Origin of the sequence: Marinomonas sp. PE14-40, assembly GCF_051623805.1 — a bacterium.
Classification (GTDB): Bacteria; Pseudomonadota; Gammaproteobacteria; order Pseudomonadales; family Marinomonadaceae; genus Marinomonas.
In genome coordinates, this window is record NZ_CP130700.1 from 3926456 (window position 1) to 3942054 (window position 15599).

15 protein-coding genes and 2 rRNA genes are annotated in these 15599 nt (G+C 41.2%); 8 read left to right on the forward strand and 9 right to left on the reverse strand.

The genetic code is table 11. The features are described 5' to 3' along the window. The first annotated feature begins 103 nt into the window (after nucleotides 1–103). The 3 genes from rrf (Q0A08_RS18125) to Q0A08_RS18135 all read left to right on the forward strand — a co-directional run bounded on the left by rrf (Q0A08_RS18125) (nucleotide 104) and on the right by Q0A08_RS18135 (nucleotide 898). Nucleotides 104–218, forward strand: a 5S ribosomal RNA gene (gene rrf / locus Q0A08_RS18125). 99 nt (nucleotides 219–317) lie between these two features. Next, nucleotides 318–432: ribosomal RNA gene (gene rrf / locus Q0A08_RS18130) — 5S ribosomal RNA — on the forward strand. A gap of 187 nt (nucleotides 433–619) precedes the next feature. Continuing rightward, nucleotides 620–898 carry a hypothetical protein gene (locus tag Q0A08_RS18135; RefSeq protein WP_063336466.1) on the forward strand — a complete coding sequence of 93 codons (279 nt, stop codon included), beginning with the start codon at nucleotides 620–622 and terminating at the stop codon, nucleotides 896–898. 86 nt (nucleotides 899–984) lie between these two features. On the opposite strand, the gene Q0A08_RS18140 is transcribed toward Q0A08_RS18135, so the two are convergent. Beyond that, entirely contained in the window at nucleotides 985–1701 is a 717-nt protein-coding gene (locus Q0A08_RS18140) for a ZIP family metal transporter (protein WP_438462874.1), read from the reverse strand. A gap of 171 nt (nucleotides 1702–1872) precedes the next feature. Between Q0A08_RS18140 and Q0A08_RS18145 the strand changes: the two genes are divergently transcribed. Both Q0A08_RS18145 and Q0A08_RS18150 read left to right on the forward strand, forming a co-directional pair. Beyond that, entirely contained in the window at nucleotides 1873–2292 is a 420-nt protein-coding gene (locus Q0A08_RS18145) for a GFA family protein (protein WP_438462875.1), read from the forward strand. A gap of 93 nt (nucleotides 2293–2385) precedes the next feature. Next, nucleotides 2386–3873 (forward strand): aldehyde dehydrogenase, encoded by a 1488-nt coding sequence (locus Q0A08_RS18150; protein WP_438462876.1) that lies wholly within the window; start codon nucleotides 2386–2388, stop codon nucleotides 3871–3873. A 178-nt stretch (nucleotides 3874–4051) separates the two neighbouring features. Here the strand turns inward: Q0A08_RS18150 and Q0A08_RS18155 are convergent, their stop codons facing one another. Beyond that, on the reverse strand, nucleotides 4052–4969 hold the full coding sequence (locus tag Q0A08_RS18155; RefSeq protein WP_438462877.1) for a LysR family transcriptional regulator: 918 nt from the start codon (nucleotides 4967–4969) through the stop codon (nucleotides 4052–4054). A 146-nt stretch (nucleotides 4970–5115) separates the two neighbouring features. Here Q0A08_RS18155 and speB point away from each other — a divergent pair, with 146 nt between their 5' ends. Both speB and Q0A08_RS18165 read left to right on the forward strand, forming a co-directional pair. After that, complete coding sequence (gene speB, locus Q0A08_RS18160) at nucleotides 5116–6081, forward strand: agmatinase (protein WP_438462878.1); 966 nt, start codon at nucleotides 5116–5118, stop codon at nucleotides 6079–6081. A gap of 280 nt (nucleotides 6082–6361) precedes the next feature. After that, on the forward strand, nucleotides 6362–7702 hold the full coding sequence (locus Q0A08_RS18165) for an ATP-binding cassette domain-containing protein (RefSeq protein ID WP_438462879.1): 1341 nt from the start codon (nucleotides 6362–6364) through the stop codon (nucleotides 7700–7702). A gap of 90 nt (nucleotides 7703–7792) precedes the next feature. Here Q0A08_RS18165 and Q0A08_RS18170 read toward each other — a convergent pair whose 3' ends face one another. The 6 genes from Q0A08_RS18170 to Q0A08_RS18195 all read right to left on the reverse strand — a co-directional run bounded on the left by Q0A08_RS18170 (nucleotide 7793) and on the right by Q0A08_RS18195 (nucleotide 12567). Continuing rightward, nucleotides 7793–8329: a DUF3299 domain-containing protein gene (locus Q0A08_RS18170; protein WP_438462880.1), complete on the reverse strand. Its 537-nt coding sequence runs from the start codon at nucleotides 8327–8329 to the stop codon at nucleotides 7793–7795. A gap of 2 nt (nucleotides 8330–8331) precedes the next feature. After that, nucleotides 8332–9591, reverse strand: a complete 1260-nt coding sequence (locus Q0A08_RS18175; protein ID WP_438462881.1) for an ABC transporter permease — start codon at nucleotides 9589–9591, stop codon at nucleotides 8332–8334. Next, nucleotides 9588–10397, reverse strand: a complete 810-nt coding sequence (locus Q0A08_RS18180) for an ABC transporter ATP-binding protein (protein ID WP_438462882.1) — start codon at nucleotides 10395–10397, stop codon at nucleotides 9588–9590. The genes Q0A08_RS18175 and Q0A08_RS18180 overlap by 4 nt, the downstream gene beginning before the upstream one ends. Before the next feature lie 61 nt (nucleotides 10398–10458). Next, nucleotides 10459–11184, reverse strand: coding sequence for a zinc uptake protein ZrgA (gene zrgA, locus Q0A08_RS18185; RefSeq protein WP_438462883.1), 726 nt, complete (start codon nucleotides 11182–11184; stop codon nucleotides 10459–10461). A gap of 50 nt (nucleotides 11185–11234) precedes the next feature. Continuing rightward, the gene (locus Q0A08_RS18190) at nucleotides 11235–11522 is read right to left on the reverse strand and encodes a DUF2607 family protein (RefSeq protein WP_438462884.1); all 288 of its coding nucleotides are present in this window, start codon (nucleotides 11520–11522) and stop codon (nucleotides 11235–11237) included. Nucleotides 11523–11769: 247 nt separating this feature from the next. Continuing rightward, complete coding sequence (locus Q0A08_RS18195) at nucleotides 11770–12567, reverse strand: alpha/beta hydrolase (protein WP_438462885.1); 798 nt, start codon at nucleotides 12565–12567, stop codon at nucleotides 11770–11772. Between the two features lie 215 nt (nucleotides 12568–12782). Between Q0A08_RS18195 and Q0A08_RS18200 the strand changes: the two genes are divergently transcribed. After that, a complete protein-coding gene (locus Q0A08_RS18200; protein ID WP_438462886.1) occupies nucleotides 12783–14699 on the forward strand; it encodes a winged helix-turn-helix domain-containing protein in 1917 nt (638 codons plus the stop codon). Between the two features lie 15 nt (nucleotides 14700–14714). On the opposite strand, the gene Q0A08_RS18205 is transcribed toward Q0A08_RS18200, so the two are convergent. Continuing rightward, complete coding sequence (locus Q0A08_RS18205) at nucleotides 14715–15560, reverse strand: alpha/beta hydrolase family protein (RefSeq protein ID WP_063336479.1); 846 nt, start codon at nucleotides 15558–15560, stop codon at nucleotides 14715–14717. Between the last annotated feature and the right edge of the window lie 39 nt (nucleotides 15561–15599).

The window sequence follows — 15599 nt, forward strand, 5'->3', positions numbered from 1 at the left end:
CTTCTCTAATGAAGAGAAGACTATTCAAAAAGTATTGTTAAAGCATAAGCAAATTCGTCAATGAATAAGCCACAAACAGAGCTTGTTCTGACAAACAGAATTTCTTGATAATCACAGAGCGTCTGAACCACCTGATCCCATCCCGAACTCAGAAGTGAAAAGTCGCATCGCCGATGGTAGTGTGGGAGTTCCCATGTGAGAGTAGGTCGTTATCAAGATTATTATTTTAAGCGTTAAATTCTACATCAATTTATCGATGTATGAGCATTTCAAAGAATTCGTTGTCTCTGATTTTACAGATCCAACAAACAGAATTTCTTGATAATCACAGAGCGTCTGAACCACCTGATCCCATCCCGAACTCAGAAGTGAAAAGTCGCATCGCCGATGGTAGTGTGGGAGTTCCCATGTGAGAGTAGGTCGTTATCAAGATTAAAATACAAAAAGCCTGATCACTGATCAGGCTTTTTTTCGTCTGTCGAAAATGTTTTGACAAGAGTCTAGGTGATTGGCATTAGAGAATTTTGGTTTTTTCGTTTCTAGTGCTTACGTTGTTCAAATAGAGATAACTATTTGAATCTCAAAAAACCATGTTAGGTGTTAATGTTTTAGGAATGATATGAGTTTAATCGAAATAATCGGCTTTGTGCCTGCTATTGTGTTTCCAGCAGCGACCATAATCCAATTAGTACATTTACTTAAATCAAAATCAGCAGGTGGTGTTTCACCTGGTGCATGGGGGTCTTTCGCCATAGGTAATGTGTGTTTGTTTACCTATACCGAAAAATATGATGAGTTGCAGTCTATTATTGGGCTACTTTTCACTTCTCTCCTACAGCTTTATATTGTCTATCTGATTTATAAATATCGTCGACAAGAGTCGCTCGCCACGGCATAAGCGCAATGAGAATATGAGTAAGCATGATTAGTTGCTTGCTCTATTCACACTAGGTACTAGCTTGAATCAGCATAATTTAATTTGAGTCAATGACTCAAAGCCATACTACCTAAAACCCCCATTAAAAAACCTAACAAAGCCCCCATAGGTGGAGCCCAATGTTTTTGCAGAGGCACTTGTGGTGCAATGTCCTGAAAAATGGAATAGAGAATCCCGCCTGCAGCAAACATCATTAAGCCTGAAATTACCATAGGTGACTGTGCTAACCATAAATAGCCAGCTACGCCTGATATTGGCCCTAATAAGGCCATTAGACCAAACATCAAAATGATCATTTTACTGCTGAGACGTTTACTGACTCGCATTTCTCGATAGGCATTAAAACCTTCAGGCAGATTTTGTAATGCAATCAATAATGCCAGTAATAAAGCCGAACTAGAGCCATAGGCAAAGGCGGCTCCCAAGGCTATTGATTCAGGGATAAAATCTGTCAACATGGCGGCTAATTGACTTGCAGGAGTGTTTATCTTTTGTAGAAGAATATCTAACAGCATAAAAGCAAATCCTCCCATCAGAAAATAAAGAGCACTGCTGGTCATACTAAGCTCTTTAATGGCTTCAGGTACTAATACAAGTGCAACAGCTGATAATAGCGTCCCGGCACCAAAGGCAACGACTGAATGTCGTAACTCTTGTTCTAACCAGTCTGATTGTATATGTTCAAAACGTGCAATAAGAGCACCCGCTGGCATGGCAAGACCAGCAGCTAAGGTAAGAAGTATGACTTGAACGAGATATGGCATAAACAAAGGGCCTGATGAATTCTGGTTAGAATTATTGCTTGAAACCTATTCTCTTATCAATCAATGATTTATAGATTAGTTTTTCTTATCTCTAGGGCCATTATATTGTTTGTCACGGTGAATTCTTTTAGTGACTATAAGAAACGTTTCAAGTTTTGAAAGGAGTTAAGAATGGAAAGTCAGCAAATTGAGAAAATTAATGGTAGTTGCCTTTGTGGCACAGTGACGTTTGAAGTAGAAAACCATTTTAAATTGTTTCATTTATGTCATTGCCATCAATGTCAGAAAATCTCTGGTTCAGCCCATGTTTCTAATCTATTTGTAAATAAAGAAGCCATAAACTGGCTATCAGGAGAAGAAAAGATTCAGCGATTTGATGTACCAGGTCGTCAAATTTCTAATGTCTTTTGTACGCAATGCGGTTCATCCGTGCCTTATGTTTCTGGCAGTGGCCGCGCTTTAATTGTGCCAGCAGGTACCTTAGATGGCGAACCGAACATAGGGCCACAGAATCATATCTACATGGAAGACAGTCGAGATTGGCATGAAAACATTGCGTCTGTGGATTGTTTTGAACGTTATACAGATTAAATCCACGTTTTATACCTACTCAGGTGTATATCCGCTCATGGTTTAGTTCTTTTAGAATCAGGGAATATTGCATTAACTAGCAGGAGTTTATTAATGAAAAGCTATACCGAGTGGCAAGCGTTAAGTAAAAGTCAGACCTTTCATGGGCAAGCTTATATCAATGGTGAATTCCAAGCAGCACAAAATGGTGAAACCTTTGCTTGTATTAACCCAGCAACTGAACAGCTTTTAACGAATGTCGCCAGCTGTGATCAAGCTGATGTAGATATTGCTGTTGCCAATGCTAAAACTGTATTTAAGTCCGGTGTTTGGTCGCAAATGCATCCAAAGAAAAGAAAGAACATCTTACTTAAGTTAGCCTCTTTGATTGATCAGCATAAAGATGAGCTGGCATTGCTGGATACCTTAGATATGGGTAAATCCATCAGTGAGATGGTGAATATTGATATGCCAGATGTCATAGATTGTTTTCAGTGGACAGCTGAATCAATTGATAAGGTCTATGGCGAGATTGCACCAACGGGGACAGATACTCTAGCGCTGATTAGCCATGAGCCAGTGGGCGTTGTCGCTTGTATCACGCCATGGAATTACCCTATGTTGATGGCCAGCTGGAAGCTTGCACCTGCTTTAGCTGCTGGCAATAGCGTTATTTTGAAGCCTTCTGAAAAATCTCCGTTAAGTGTTTTACGTTTAGCAGAATTGACCAAAGAAGCGGGTATACCTGACGGTGTTTTTAATGTGTTACCTGGGTTTGGACACACGGCAGGTAAAGCCTTGGCTATGCATAATGATGTTAACGTTTTGGCGTTTACAGGCTCGACTCGTGTTGCGGCGCTACTGATGGAATACGCAGGCAAATCTAATATGAAGCGAGTTTGGTTAGAAGCTGGCGGTAAATCACCTATGTTGATTTTTGATGATTGCGATGTGAAAAAAGCAGCCGCCTCAGCAGCGGCTTCTATTTTCAGTAATCAGGGAGAAGTGTGTATCGCATGCTCGCGTCTGTATGTACAAGACACCATCAAGGCTGAGTTTATGACTGCCTTGGTTGAAGCGGCTGGCAAATATCAAGCAGGTGATCCACTGGACCCAAATACAAAGATGGGGCCTATGGTTGATGCTGTTCAGATGAATACGGTTAAACGCTTTATTGAGTCAGCACAAGCAGAAGGTGGAGAGCTAGTTTTTGGTGGTGTGAAAGACTACCAAGAAGGCCAAGGTTACTTTTCTCAAGCAACCATAATTGACAAAGCTAATAACGAAATGGAGTTTGTAAGAGAGGAAATCTTTGGTCCTGTTTTAGCTGTAAGCGAGTTCACGACCGAAGAAGAAGCATTAGCATTGGCAAATGACTCTAAATATGGTCTAGGTGCTGCTCTTTGGACGGATAATCTTTCTCGTGCGCACAGAGTTAGTCGCCAATTAGAAAGCGGCATGGTCTGGGTTAATACTTGGGGTGAAGGTGATACTACTGTGCCTTTTGGTGGCGTTAAAGCATCAGGTAATGGTCGTGATAAATCATTACATGCACTAGAGAAATACACTGAGCTGAAAAACGTCATGATACGCATAGGCTAATACATGATGCTTTGAGGCGAGTCTTGCCTATTAAGGCATGATTGATAGAAATACTCATCAAAAAAGCATGGCTGGCATTCTTATCTTTGGGTAAAAGTGCTGGCCATGCTTTTTTGTTACTGAGAGTTTTTATTGCTGGGAGATCTTGTTGGTAACTTTTTTAGTAGTTTTTGGCTCGCTAAAGTGACTGCACATGTTCACACAAAGCCTGCTTAAGCCAAATAATGCCTGAGTCCTTGGCATAAAGCGGGTGCTGAACCAAGGTCATATCAATGGCAGGTAATCCATCAGGCGGCGTGACAATAGATACAGGCATCATTTGGGTGAAGAGCTTCGCCATATGATAGGGAAGCGTAATAATCGCCTCAGTGTTTGCGACAATGCGTGCAGCGGCCATATAGTTGGTTGTACTGGCGATGTGATTACGTTCTAAAGTCTGATCAGCTAACCAGCGATCAACATTGCTATCAGTTTTCCCTTCAAGATCAAAAAATCGTATATGAGGTAATGCCAAATAAGCCTCTAAGCTAAGAGAGCCTTTAGCGTTTTGATTCTGAATACTGGCCAAACAAACTTGCTTCTCAGTGAGCCAATCTTGAACGATAAGATGTGATGGCAACTTCTGTTCTTTATCCATACCAACAATAAGATCTATCTCACCTTTTTCCAATCTTAGTAAAGCGCTTTCTTCTGAAATAAGATCTATCTCAACTCTCACATTGGGCGCACTAAGTTGCAGCTGACTAAACCATTCAGGAAAAACGACCGTTTCGAAAAAATCCGTGCTGGCAATACGAAAGGTTCTATCACTCAAACTGGCTTGAAAACTTTCAGCTGGGCTTATGGTTCGCTCTACTAGGCTCAATGCTTGGCGAACATCTGGCAGCATAGCCAATGCCCTAGGAGTGGGAGTTAAACCATTCTCTGTTTTGACTAATAAGGGATCATCAAGCTGAGTTCTTAGGCGATTGAGAGCGTGGCTCATAGCGGATTGGCTCAGAAAAACCTTCTCTGCTGCACGGCTCACATGGCATTCGGAGATCAATGCTTCAAAGATAATAAGAAGGTTAAGGTCGAATTGACGTAAAGCGCTCATGTTGGCTTTCACCTTAAAAGATAAGTTTAAAACTTAGTATATGAATACGCTGCATATACTTACCTGAAATATGCATTTCAACAATTGTGCTAGTCAGGTTAATCTTTCTCTTAATGAATTACAAAAACAATTTAGAGGAAGACACCATGTCCGACAATAAGCCAGCTGCAAGCAAGGTTGCCGATGCCGATATGCCAATTTATGGCGGTCTAGGAATGACTTTTATGCAATTCCCTTTACTTTCAAGTTGGCAGAATAGCCAAGCTGAAGTCATTGTCAGTGGTGTCCCTTATGATATGTCTACTTCTGGGCGTTCAGGTGCTCGTTTTGGTCCTGAAGGTGTGCGAAGCGCTTCTATTAACCTTGTGTGGGAAGGTGCGCGTTGGCCTTGGCAGTTTGCCCTTGATGATCACCTTAAGGTAGAAGATTCGGGCAATGTTTTGTTTAAACATGGTGAGCCGCAAACCTTAGTCGACAATTTAGAAGCCCATATTGATAAGGTGCTAGCCGCAGGTAAAACAGCGCTAACTTTTGGTGGTGATCATTTTATTACCTTGCCTATCCTTCGTGCTTACGCCAAAAAATATGGCCCTTTTGCAGTGGTGCACTTTGATGCACATACGGATACCTATTCTGGCGGTACTAAATACGACCATGGCACTCTATTTCACCATGCCGTCACTGAAGGCCTAATAGACGTTGAGCACAGTATTCAAATTGGTATTCGTACCGCTTACGATTATGAAAACCATCCGTTTGAAGTCTTAGATGCCGCCTGGGTAAATGAGCATGGAGCAAAAGCGACTCTAGAGCGTATTAATCAGCGAGTGGGAGATAAGCAAGTTTACGTGAGCTTTGATATTGATGGATTAGATCCAGCGGTAGCGCCAGGTACAGGCACGCCTGTACAGGCCGGTTTGACCGTTGATACTTGCTTGAAAGTCATTCGAGGCTTAAGAGGTCATGACCTCATTGGTATGGATGTGGTGGAAGTCGCACCCGCTTATGACCATGCAGATATTACGTCTCTTGCAGGGGCGACACTTGCACTTGAATACTTATATGTTTTGGCTGCTAACAAAGGTGCAGGTACAGACTACCTCACTAAGTAGCTTTACATAGCCTTTTGATTCTACTCAAAAGGGATAAAAAGCGAGATTAGGTTTTCCTAGTCTCGCTTTTTTGTGTCTTAAGCTCAGAAAATGAGACTTTCGTGTCAAATAAACCATATCTAGTCTCAAAAACTGAGACCTTTAGTTCTTGATTTTGATTCTGTTATGGCTTTGTTTAACAGGGTTCAGTTTAGTTTGTAGTATTCCCATCCCTTATCTTGTTTTTTAGCTTGAATGTTAAAAAATAGGGTATGACTGAACCAAGGAAGGAGAGGGGATTATGACACGCAGTATGCGGTTTCTATGGAATAGAGATGCTTATATCTCTTTGTTTTGGCTATTGATAATGCAAGTTATTGTTGCTTTATCAACCTATTTGATTGCCACAAGTATGAAGTATATTGAGTCGGATTTAGACACGACTTATTTTTATATGATGCTGTTTGTGGTCTCGTTGTTTCTTGTGTATTTCCCCAGTGCGATTTCATCGATTTATTTAGAAAAATGGAAAGTAAGCGCCCAAAAACGTTTTATTCTTGGCTTCGCCTCGCTTAACTTTGGCAAGCGTTCTCTTGATAGGCAAAAAAATAAGGATGAGCATGAAGGCTGGGTGACCACTGAATCTATGTTGCTTTATGGAGAGGCCCCCGAGTCTATCTATAGTATTTTTGGCACAGTATTAAATACTCTCCTTTCCATCATCATAGTGAGTATGATTTTAGATATCAGTATCCTACTCTGGTATGTCCTCGCTATTTTCTTAGTGGTAGGCATCAAAATACTCTCAAAAGATAAAATCGCTGCTAACGCTAAGTTAGTACAAGGTAAGCGAAACGCCGTAATTTCTGTACTATCCAGAATGTGGGTGAATACGATTTCAGGTAGTCCTAAAACGTTTCAAAACTGGCAACAGAGTTATTTAAAAAACACCTATGTATGGAAGAAAAAAGCGGCTCAAAATGAATTATTTCTGATGGGGGTTTCAAGTGTAAGTGCCATGCTCGCACTCGCTTTTATCTGCGCTGGCAATGCGCTTTACCTAATGAGTTTATCAAGTGCTGATGCTGTTGCCGTATTCTTGGTGACCTTGCCAAGGCAAGTGCAGATTATGCAAAACACCTTTATGTTTTTTAATCATTATTTAAGGTGGAAAGGCGTCGCCCACAAACTGTCAAACCTTGATCAGCATCTTGAATTAAAAAATGAAGATACAAGCCAATATATCAATCTTGAAGATATCAGTATTAATGGTAATCAGTTTAATAGCATTGATGAGATAAAAGCCTATATTCAGCGCCAGCCCTATGGACGTTACACAATACAAGGGAAGAATGGTGCGGGTAAATCAACCTTACTCAGACGTTTGGTAGAAGGAGATAAGTATGTCTTTGTGCCGAGTGCCTTTAGAGACCTTGAGTTCTCAAACTTAAGGGATAACACTTCGTCAGATGGGGAAAGTGTGCGCAAGTTATTTGACTCTCTGCATCATGTAAAAGAGATTGATACCTTATACCTAGATGAATGGGATGCCAGTTTAGATATTTATAATAAAGCCCATATGCATGCTGAAGTGAGAGAGCTAGCTGAGAAAAAACGTATCATAGAAGTGGTTCATGGCTAGTCGGATTCAAGACGAATCAGGCAAACGAAAAAGGGGATCAGTAATCTGATCCCCTTTTTAACTTTCTAATCGTAGGTTTTTGAGTCTGGTTTATTCATAAGGAGTGATGTTCGACCCTATGATGTGATAGCCAGTTTGTATCATGCCGACCATGTTTTGCTCTGTCATCAGCTTACCTTCTAGATAAATTACATCCCATAACTCTTGATCAGGTGCTCCCTCTGGAAAGCTGACATGAATAATTTGGTTCGGTGGTGGTGGAGGTGTGTGAATACAAGAACCGTAATAAGGTACTAACAAAAATTCAGTGACCTCATCAGCATCGCCTTCAAGAGGAATCACAAAACCTGGTATTCTAACTTGCTTGCCACTGAGTTCATGCCTTACAGCCCCAAATTCTGACTGCATATCAGCATCATAGGCATCGTCACCGTATTCAAGTTGTTGTGACATCATTTCTCTAGCGATACGTTCAGACTCAGGTACCAGATCCAGCCATTTAAGCTCTAAGATACTGGCTGTCGCATTGCTTGAAAAAGCAAAAGAAGCTAACAATAAGCTGAGTGCCATGAAGGTAGAGTGAAATCTGTTTTTCCCTATTTGGGTTAACGATAAGCGGTTTTTCATTATTAAATCCTTATAGTCATGCCATCGCTTAACGATTGGCGGTAAGCTGAAATAGCAGGAATAATTCCGATCAGTAGGCCGCTTAGCTGAATGCAAGCAACTAACATAAGTTCATACTGGGACGGCGCTGTGATATTAATCGCCAAGCCAAAATTCTGCTGAATGATGGGACTAGCAATAGCGAGAATTAGATAGAGCAGACCCATGCCAAGCATAATGCCAAGGCCACAGATAATGCCGGTTTCCACTACTAGTAAGCTGAAAATATGATGAGGTCTCGCCCCGAGTGCTCTTAAAATCGCCATTTCACGGCGACGTTCATTTAAACTGGTTAATAGGCTAGCTAACATACCTAAGAAACCGGCTATCACAACAAAGACTGAGACAATTAATAGGGCTTGCTCAGCGACAGACATCAATGACCACAGTTCGTGTAGGGCGATCCCAGGCACGATGGCGCTGAGCGCCTCTAAGCGATAATCATTGATTTCTCTTTGTACATGAAAGGTGTGAATCTTAGATTTAAGCCCCATCAAAAACGCAGTAATTTGCTTAGGTTCAAACTCTCTTGCTTCTAAGCTATCTGCGCTGGGAGCATGTCCTAAAAATGCGCCAGACTCCCAACCAACATGAATTGCTTCAATGGCTTCTAAGGACACATGAATGGTTTTATCGACCGGAGTGCCTGTTGGAGCAAGAATACCGATTACTTTGAAGGGGGCGTTATCATGCTTACTAAAGCCGATGTCCTTCATACCATGGGCAAGTACCATAGGACTATCTAGTTCATAACCTAAGGTTTGTGCCACATCGGCACCAATAACCGCTTCAAAAAGTTGATTAAACGGTTGGCCTTGAGCAAAAGAAAGGGGCTGCTTCTTACCAAACTTATAGTGTTTAAAATAATCTTGGTTAGTCCCTAAAACACGGAATCCCTGATGGGAGTCACCCAATGAAAAGGGGACTGTCCATTTGACCGACTTGTGATCTTTAAATTCTTGGTAGGTTTTCCAATCAATATTATTGGTGGCATTCCCTATTCGAAATACAGAATAAAGCAGTAAATTAATTTGACCTGAGCGAGCGCCTACAATCAGATCAGTGCTCGAAATCGTATTCGCAAAACTATTTTTAGCTTGCGTTCTAACTTGCTCCACGCCTAATAGTAATAACACCGAAATGGCGATGGTAAACAAGCTCAGTAGAACGGTAGCTTTACGATTTAATAAGCTGTTAATTGCGAGACGTAGGAGGTTTTTCATACCGTCTCTCCTTGCTGATTAGAGTGAGCTTGCTCTAGTGGGTTTTGATTAAGCTTGGCAAGGTCTATGGTTTGTTCAAATAAAGGTTCTAGTGTTGGATCATGGCTAACGAAAATCAAAGTGGCCTGATTACGACTCACTTCTTGCATGAGCAACTGTATAAATGCTTCACGGTTACCATGGTCTAATGCAGAGGTTGGCTCATCGGCAATGACTAGCGCTGGGCTGCCCATTAGGGCTCTTGCTGCTGCGACTCTTTGTTGTTGTCCAATACTCAAGTGGCTGGCTTTTTTGTCTTGAATTTCATCTGGTAAGTTCAGGGCCGTTAATAAACGCTTGGCTTCAATACGCACCGCGTCTTTGTGGCTAGCTCCTTCATCTAATACCTTTTGTTTTCTTTGCTTAGAGAATTCGCAGGCAAGGCATACATTATCAATCACGCTTAAGTAAGGTAAGAGATTAAACTGTTGGAAAATATAGCCAATATTATCCGCTCTAAATTGATCCCTTTGCCCCTGTTTTAGACGACAGATATCTGTTCCCAGCAGATTAATACTACCTTGCTGAGGTGTGTTAATCGCCGTTAATAAACTCAATAGGGTAGATTTGCCCGAACCGCTTGGTCCCTTAACAAACAAATGATGCTGAGCCTGAATCTTAAAGTCAGCAATATCTAATATGGCTTGTTTGGCTTTAGGCCAACTAAATTGAACATTATTAAGTTCAACGGCAAAGGTCGCTTGGGTTGCCCGTGAAGGCTCAAGTGCCCCTATGTCTGTGTGATTTTGGCTTTGAAAATCTGTCATGCTGTTACCCTATACTCACCAAATAGGCCTAAGCCCATTTGATGAGAGTTCATGCAATTAATTAAAAGTCTATGTGAGCGTGTTTTGCATCCAGCTCAAGCACTTTTTGGCTATTGTCTGTTAGCAAATTAACATGAATTTCTTGCGTATTAGGGAAGTGTTTAAACCAGTTAGTTTGAATCTCAGTTAACTTTTCAACATTGTGACATTCGTACTGGTAAGAGATTTCAAAAGCAGCGTGGCTTTCTTCACCATGCTCGTCGTGATGGTCTTCGCCGTGCTCATCGTGATGGTCTTCATCGTGCTCATCGTGCTCATCGTGCTCATCGTGCTCATCGTGCTCATCGTGCTCATCGTGATGGCCTTCTTCGTGCTCATCATGATGGTCTTTGTCGTGCTCATCGTGATGATCTTCATCATGCTCATCATGCTCATCATGCTCATCATGGGCAGATAAGGATTGCTCAATCAAATGGTCACTTAATTTACATTGTGCGCCTTTATCAAACACAAATAAGCTTGCAGGGTTTTCTAAGCGAGCGATTGCTTGTTTTAGGGCTTCTTTTTCTTGCGCCGTTTCTGGTGCATGTTCAAAGCCAACAATGTCAGCACCTGGTGCTGAAATGGCTAGGATAAGGTCTTCCCCATCTTGTGCGATATTGAAGCTTACTTCACCGTGTACATGGGCTTTATGGTCACGTTTTTCTTCTTCACCGTGGTGGTCAGCAAATGCGCCAGCAGAAACACATAGGCCTGCCAATGCAGCCCATTTAGATTTAACAATCATAATTATTCCTAAAACATCAGTTTAAAATTAACAAAGTAATAAAAGGTGAGTTAACTAAGGAATAATGGCGGTGAACGGGCTCTAAGGTTAGCTGGGTTAAAAGAACGGAATATGAGGGTTTCCTGCTTAAATGCAGGCGATTTCATTGGAATAATACTAGGTAAAGCAGGATCAGACACTAAGCCTTGATGAATACCAGAAAACATCTCACATTGATGTTCGTGGTGATAATCATCATCAAAACTGCTTTCATGGGCAACTGCCATCACACTTATAAAAAGCGTGCAAAGAAGAGCAAGGATAGCAAAAGCTCTAAGATGAGAAGGCAAGGTCAGCATGATATAAATTTAATCGTTAAACAATTCGTTACAATATAACATAACGGAAAAAAGAAATGATAGAGAAAAGCTAAGGTGGATCTAAACTATCAAAAAGGGTCGTAAAATGAACCTATTGGTATCTGAGTTGGAGGAAAAGGCTAGAATCAGTATGAGCAATATTGGCGAATTAAATGGCTAGTTTTATCGTGATAAGTGAAAAGATGCCCTGCTAGCGTTGCCAGAGGGCATCAAGGAAAAGTGTTGATTATTGAACAATTTCTTCAATTATCATGGCTAATTTATCGGCATGTGTCAGCATAGGAAGATGGCCACTTTCAATCTCAAAGCTGCGAGTGAGATTAAGTTTATTCGCAATGACTTCTTGCGTGCTTAAAGAAATAATCTGATCTTGTTTAGCAAAAACATAATACTTTTCTAAAGTATTATAGCGGTCTGAGTCTAGACTCAGTTTATTTTCTGCTAATACAGAAGGCTCAGAAATAGCATGCTTTTTTAGCCACTTAAGCTGATTTTTATTCGCTTTAGGCGCAAATGTATCCGCAAATTTTGTGGCATCACTGATATTTAATAAAGTGCTGCTTTCATCATAAACCACACCATTAAAATAGTTTTTGCCATCAAGGTCTGACAGCATATCAAAGGCTGCTTCACCTTCTAGAGGTGCAACAGAAGTGACATAAATAAGTTTGCTAATCTCTTCACTTGGACATAAACCAAGAGAGGCATTAGTAACAGCTCCTCCCTGACTATGAGATACAATGACTTTGTCGCCTTTAATCTTATCTAAGCTATTACAAAGTGATGCTGCTGAAAGCTCAAGAGAAACTTTATCTGGGCTGATATTATCCTTGCGCCCAGGTAAATCAATAGCAATATTAGTCACTTTAGAATTAAGCTTTTGTTGCACTTTAGCCCAAGAATTACCACTAAAATGAGCACCGTGTACAAAGACAAGCGTAGGAGATGATTGCGCCATCAAAGCGCCAGAAAAGCCAATGCTTAAGGTAAGTGCGCCAGCCAATTTTGTTATGATATTTTTCATATCTGTTTCCTCATGGATTAATTAATGACGGCAGCATGGCGTCTTTGAGGGAGAGCAACAAACCAAATCGCTCCAAATAATTTCGCTCATCACAAAATAAGTCAGATTAGGAATAAAATCTTATCAAATGACAAGTCAAATAAAGTCAAATCCCTTGAGTTATAAGGCTTGTGCTATATAGTGAAGCTTTTTGAAAATTAGGTGATATCTGTACCATGTTGAAGTTTGAAGGCTTTGAGTTCGACCCTAAATCGGGTAGGTTGAAGAATCTGACACAAGATACAGAAGTGCACCTAAGACAAAAGCTGGTGGCCTTATTAGCTCATTTACACTCTCACCAGCAAAGGGTGGTATCCAAACAAGAGTTGCTGGACACTCTGTGGGAACATGGTCAATATCGAGAAAAGTCCCTCTCTCAAAGTATCCTTGAATTACGCAAAGCCTTGGGTGATTCTGCCAGCGAACCTAAATACATTCGTACTTTGCCGAATCAGGGTTATCAATGGATTGCTGCAGATGTCTCTGAACTCGATGTCAGTCTTACTAGTAGCAAAGAAACGTCTAATGAAGACAATTTGCTAGACACTGATGAGCCACTAAGGTTCTCTAGTTTCATCCGAATCCCTCATATATTGGTTGCTTTCCTTTTACTTGTGATGCTTGGGATAACTGCTTACTTTGTATTGTTTGAAAAAAGGGGTGAGACCAAACTGCAGGCAAGTGCGGAACCGTACAAAGCGAGTCGAAATGGCATAACCAAAGTCATCATTTTACCTTTTAAAAACGCGACAGGCACTCAGGTAATGAACTGGGTTGAATATGGCTTAAGCGAGATGCTGACCTATGATTTATCTTTGATTGATTCCATTGAAGTGATCGCACCGACTCAAATCAGAACACCATTAAATCTTAAAGACAACAGCGCTTGGTCTGCGGATTTAATGGCAAAGTATCAAGCTGATATGGTGCTAACAGCCGCCATTTCACTCGAGAAAGAAGAGCAAGTTTTAAGCTATCAGCTGATTACTGCAGAGGGTGAGCAGGAAGGAAAGCAGATTAAACGCCTAGATCTTGCGGTGGCCATGCCGGATGTCGCCAGTGAGATCTTCCGTGAGATAAGACCGAATAGCCAACTTACCGAACTAGATGCGTATACCTATGTGCCTAGTGCCATGCATGACTTCGCCAGAGGTCTTCAGGCACTACAAACGGATGGCTATGTTTTAGCTCAGTATTATTTCAAAGCCTCAATGCAGATTGATAAAAGCCATACTTGGTCAGTACTTTATCAGGCGATTAGCCAATACCAACTAGGGGAATGGCAAGCGGCTGAAGCTGTGTTTAGAGAACTTGTGAATAACAATAAAGAAGCCGCAATTTTAGAGTCTGCTCATTTTTGGTTAGCCCTTATTCACTATCGACAAGGTGAACTTGAGCAAGCGCAAGCCGAACTAGATACAAGTCAGAGCTTTTATGTGGCAAATCAGCAAGATCTTGTACAGAGCTTAAGATCCCAGTTACAGCACAGAATTGATAAGTTGCGATCAAACCGCTTAATGGCCAAAGACAATATTGTTTTGAGCGCTTCTGATGAAGATGTTTCATCATTAAAAGGGCCTTTATTAGATGTGCCACTCTTTAATCATGACAAGCTGATTGCTCTGTTAGCAGATAAACCTCAGACCAGCCTAGAATATGCTGAGTTCGAAGCTTTAAGCAGAGAACTTACGTTAAAAGGACACAAGCCTGTCTTGTTTCGACTTTTGTTAAAGCAAAGTCTCAAACCTAGTTTAACCTGGGTGGTAAGAGACAATTTAGCAGCTCGTACGATCGATATTATCAGTGAGTTAGAACAACCCTATGACCTTGCCATTGCTTGGTTGATTCGTGGACGTTTGGCCATGGCAATGCAGAATAACAAGGCTGCCATGTATCTATCCCACGCCAAAGAAATAGCAACAGGGTTAGAGGCAAAACTCTTGATCAGAGAAATTGAAACCTATGTCTTATTAAATGAAGCTCAGTTTGGAAAGTCTAGAATAGAGAAAAGTGTTTTATTAGAGAGATTAAAAGCACTTCAAGAGAATTTAAGCCAAGACCAGCTCAGTCTCTTGAAGCCGCTTTCAAATTAGCATGAGATTATTTATCTAAGACTCTAGCGCATTTAAAAAGTACTTATCCCATAGGGTGCGGTATCTCTCTTTGTGCCAGCCAATATGACCAATGCGTTTTTGCCCGACATCAGAGGGTGTGATTTTTACCATGCTTTGTTTCGAGCCAGTAAAAAAGCTGTGTAGCATGGTGATGTTTTTCATCGACATCATATCGTCATCACTAAAAGCAAACGCAGTAATTGGCATCTTGGTATTGGCAAAACGCTCTCTTAGCCAATCACCTTCATAGCCAATGGCGTAATCTTCTTTTAAACACCAACGACGCCATTGCATGATGACACCTTTAGGTAAGTCACACATCACCTTGAGCTTATCTCCAGGGAAGTAGCCCATGAGAGGCACAACAATTGGCACAAGAAAATACCATAAAAACCAAACGGCACGTTTAGTTGGCTTAGCGTTATACCACCATGTTCCGGTACCTGCACCAACAGTAATTGCTTTATCTATGGCATTGGTATCTTCCATAAAACCTAGCATATGAGCGCCAACACTATGACCTATCCAAGTGATCTTCTGCTCTGGGTAGGCTTGTTTCACAAAGTTTAAAACCGTAGGGCAATCATGTTTGGCCCAACTTAACTTATCGCTTTTTGAATACTTAACATGGCGGTCAATCGACTGGCCAATACCATCATAATCAAAGGTCACTGCGGTATAATTATGCTCGGTTAACCAGTTGGCAAAATCATTATATAAATGCTGAGCTACACCCGTAGCTGTGGCAATAATACAAACGCCTTTACTTTCTCCTAGTGGGGAGAATATTTGGGCGGTAATTGTGTGTCCTGCCGTTGTTTCTAAGATTCTTGTTTCCATCATGACCTCTCATCAGAGCAAAGCCTGCTCCTTTCGATA

Excerpts from the sequence above, each read along its gene's own strand:
- Q0A08_RS18135 (WP_063336466.1), top strand. The coding sequence starts at position 620 with ATGAGTTTAATCGAAATAATCGGCTTTGTGCCTGCTATTGTGTTTCCA.
- Q0A08_RS18140 (WP_438462874.1), bottom strand. The coding sequence starts at position 1,701 with ATGCCATATCTCGTTCAAGTCATACTTCTTACCTTAGCTGCTGGTCTT.
- Q0A08_RS18145 (WP_438462875.1), top strand. The coding sequence starts at position 1,873 with ATGGAAAGTCAGCAAATTGAGAAAATTAATGGTAGTTGCCTTTGTGGC.
- Q0A08_RS18150 (WP_438462876.1), top strand. The coding sequence starts at position 2,386 with ATGAAAAGCTATACCGAGTGGCAAGCGTTAAGTAAAAGTCAGACCTTT.
- Q0A08_RS18155 (WP_438462877.1), bottom strand. The coding sequence starts at position 4,969 with ATGAGCGCTTTACGTCAATTCGACCTTAACCTTCTTATTATCTTTGAA.
- speB (WP_438462878.1), top strand. The coding sequence starts at position 5,116 with ATGTCCGACAATAAGCCAGCTGCAAGCAAGGTTGCCGATGCCGATATG.
- Q0A08_RS18165 (WP_438462879.1), top strand. The coding sequence starts at position 6,362 with ATGACACGCAGTATGCGGTTTCTATGGAATAGAGATGCTTATATCTCT.
- Q0A08_RS18170 (WP_438462880.1), bottom strand. The coding sequence starts at position 8,329 with ATGAAAAACCGCTTATCGTTAACCCAAATAGGGAAAAACAGATTTCAC.
- Q0A08_RS18175 (WP_438462881.1), bottom strand. The coding sequence starts at position 9,591 with ATGAAAAACCTCCTACGTCTCGCAATTAACAGCTTATTAAATCGTAAA.
- Q0A08_RS18180 (WP_438462882.1), bottom strand. The coding sequence starts at position 10,397 with ATGACAGATTTTCAAAGCCAAAATCACACAGACATAGGGGCACTTGAG.
- zrgA (WP_438462883.1), bottom strand. The coding sequence starts at position 11,184 with ATGATTGTTAAATCTAAATGGGCTGCATTGGCAGGCCTATGTGTTTCT.
- Q0A08_RS18190 (WP_438462884.1), bottom strand. The coding sequence starts at position 11,522 with ATGCTGACCTTGCCTTCTCATCTTAGAGCTTTTGCTATCCTTGCTCTT.
- Q0A08_RS18195 (WP_438462885.1), bottom strand. The coding sequence starts at position 12,567 with ATGAAAAATATCATAACAAAATTGGCTGGCGCACTTACCTTAAGCATT.
- Q0A08_RS18200 (WP_438462886.1), top strand. The coding sequence starts at position 12,783 with ATGTTGAAGTTTGAAGGCTTTGAGTTCGACCCTAAATCGGGTAGGTTG.
- Q0A08_RS18205 (WP_063336479.1), bottom strand. The coding sequence starts at position 15,560 with ATGGAAACAAGAATCTTAGAAACAACGGCAGGACACACAATTACCGCC.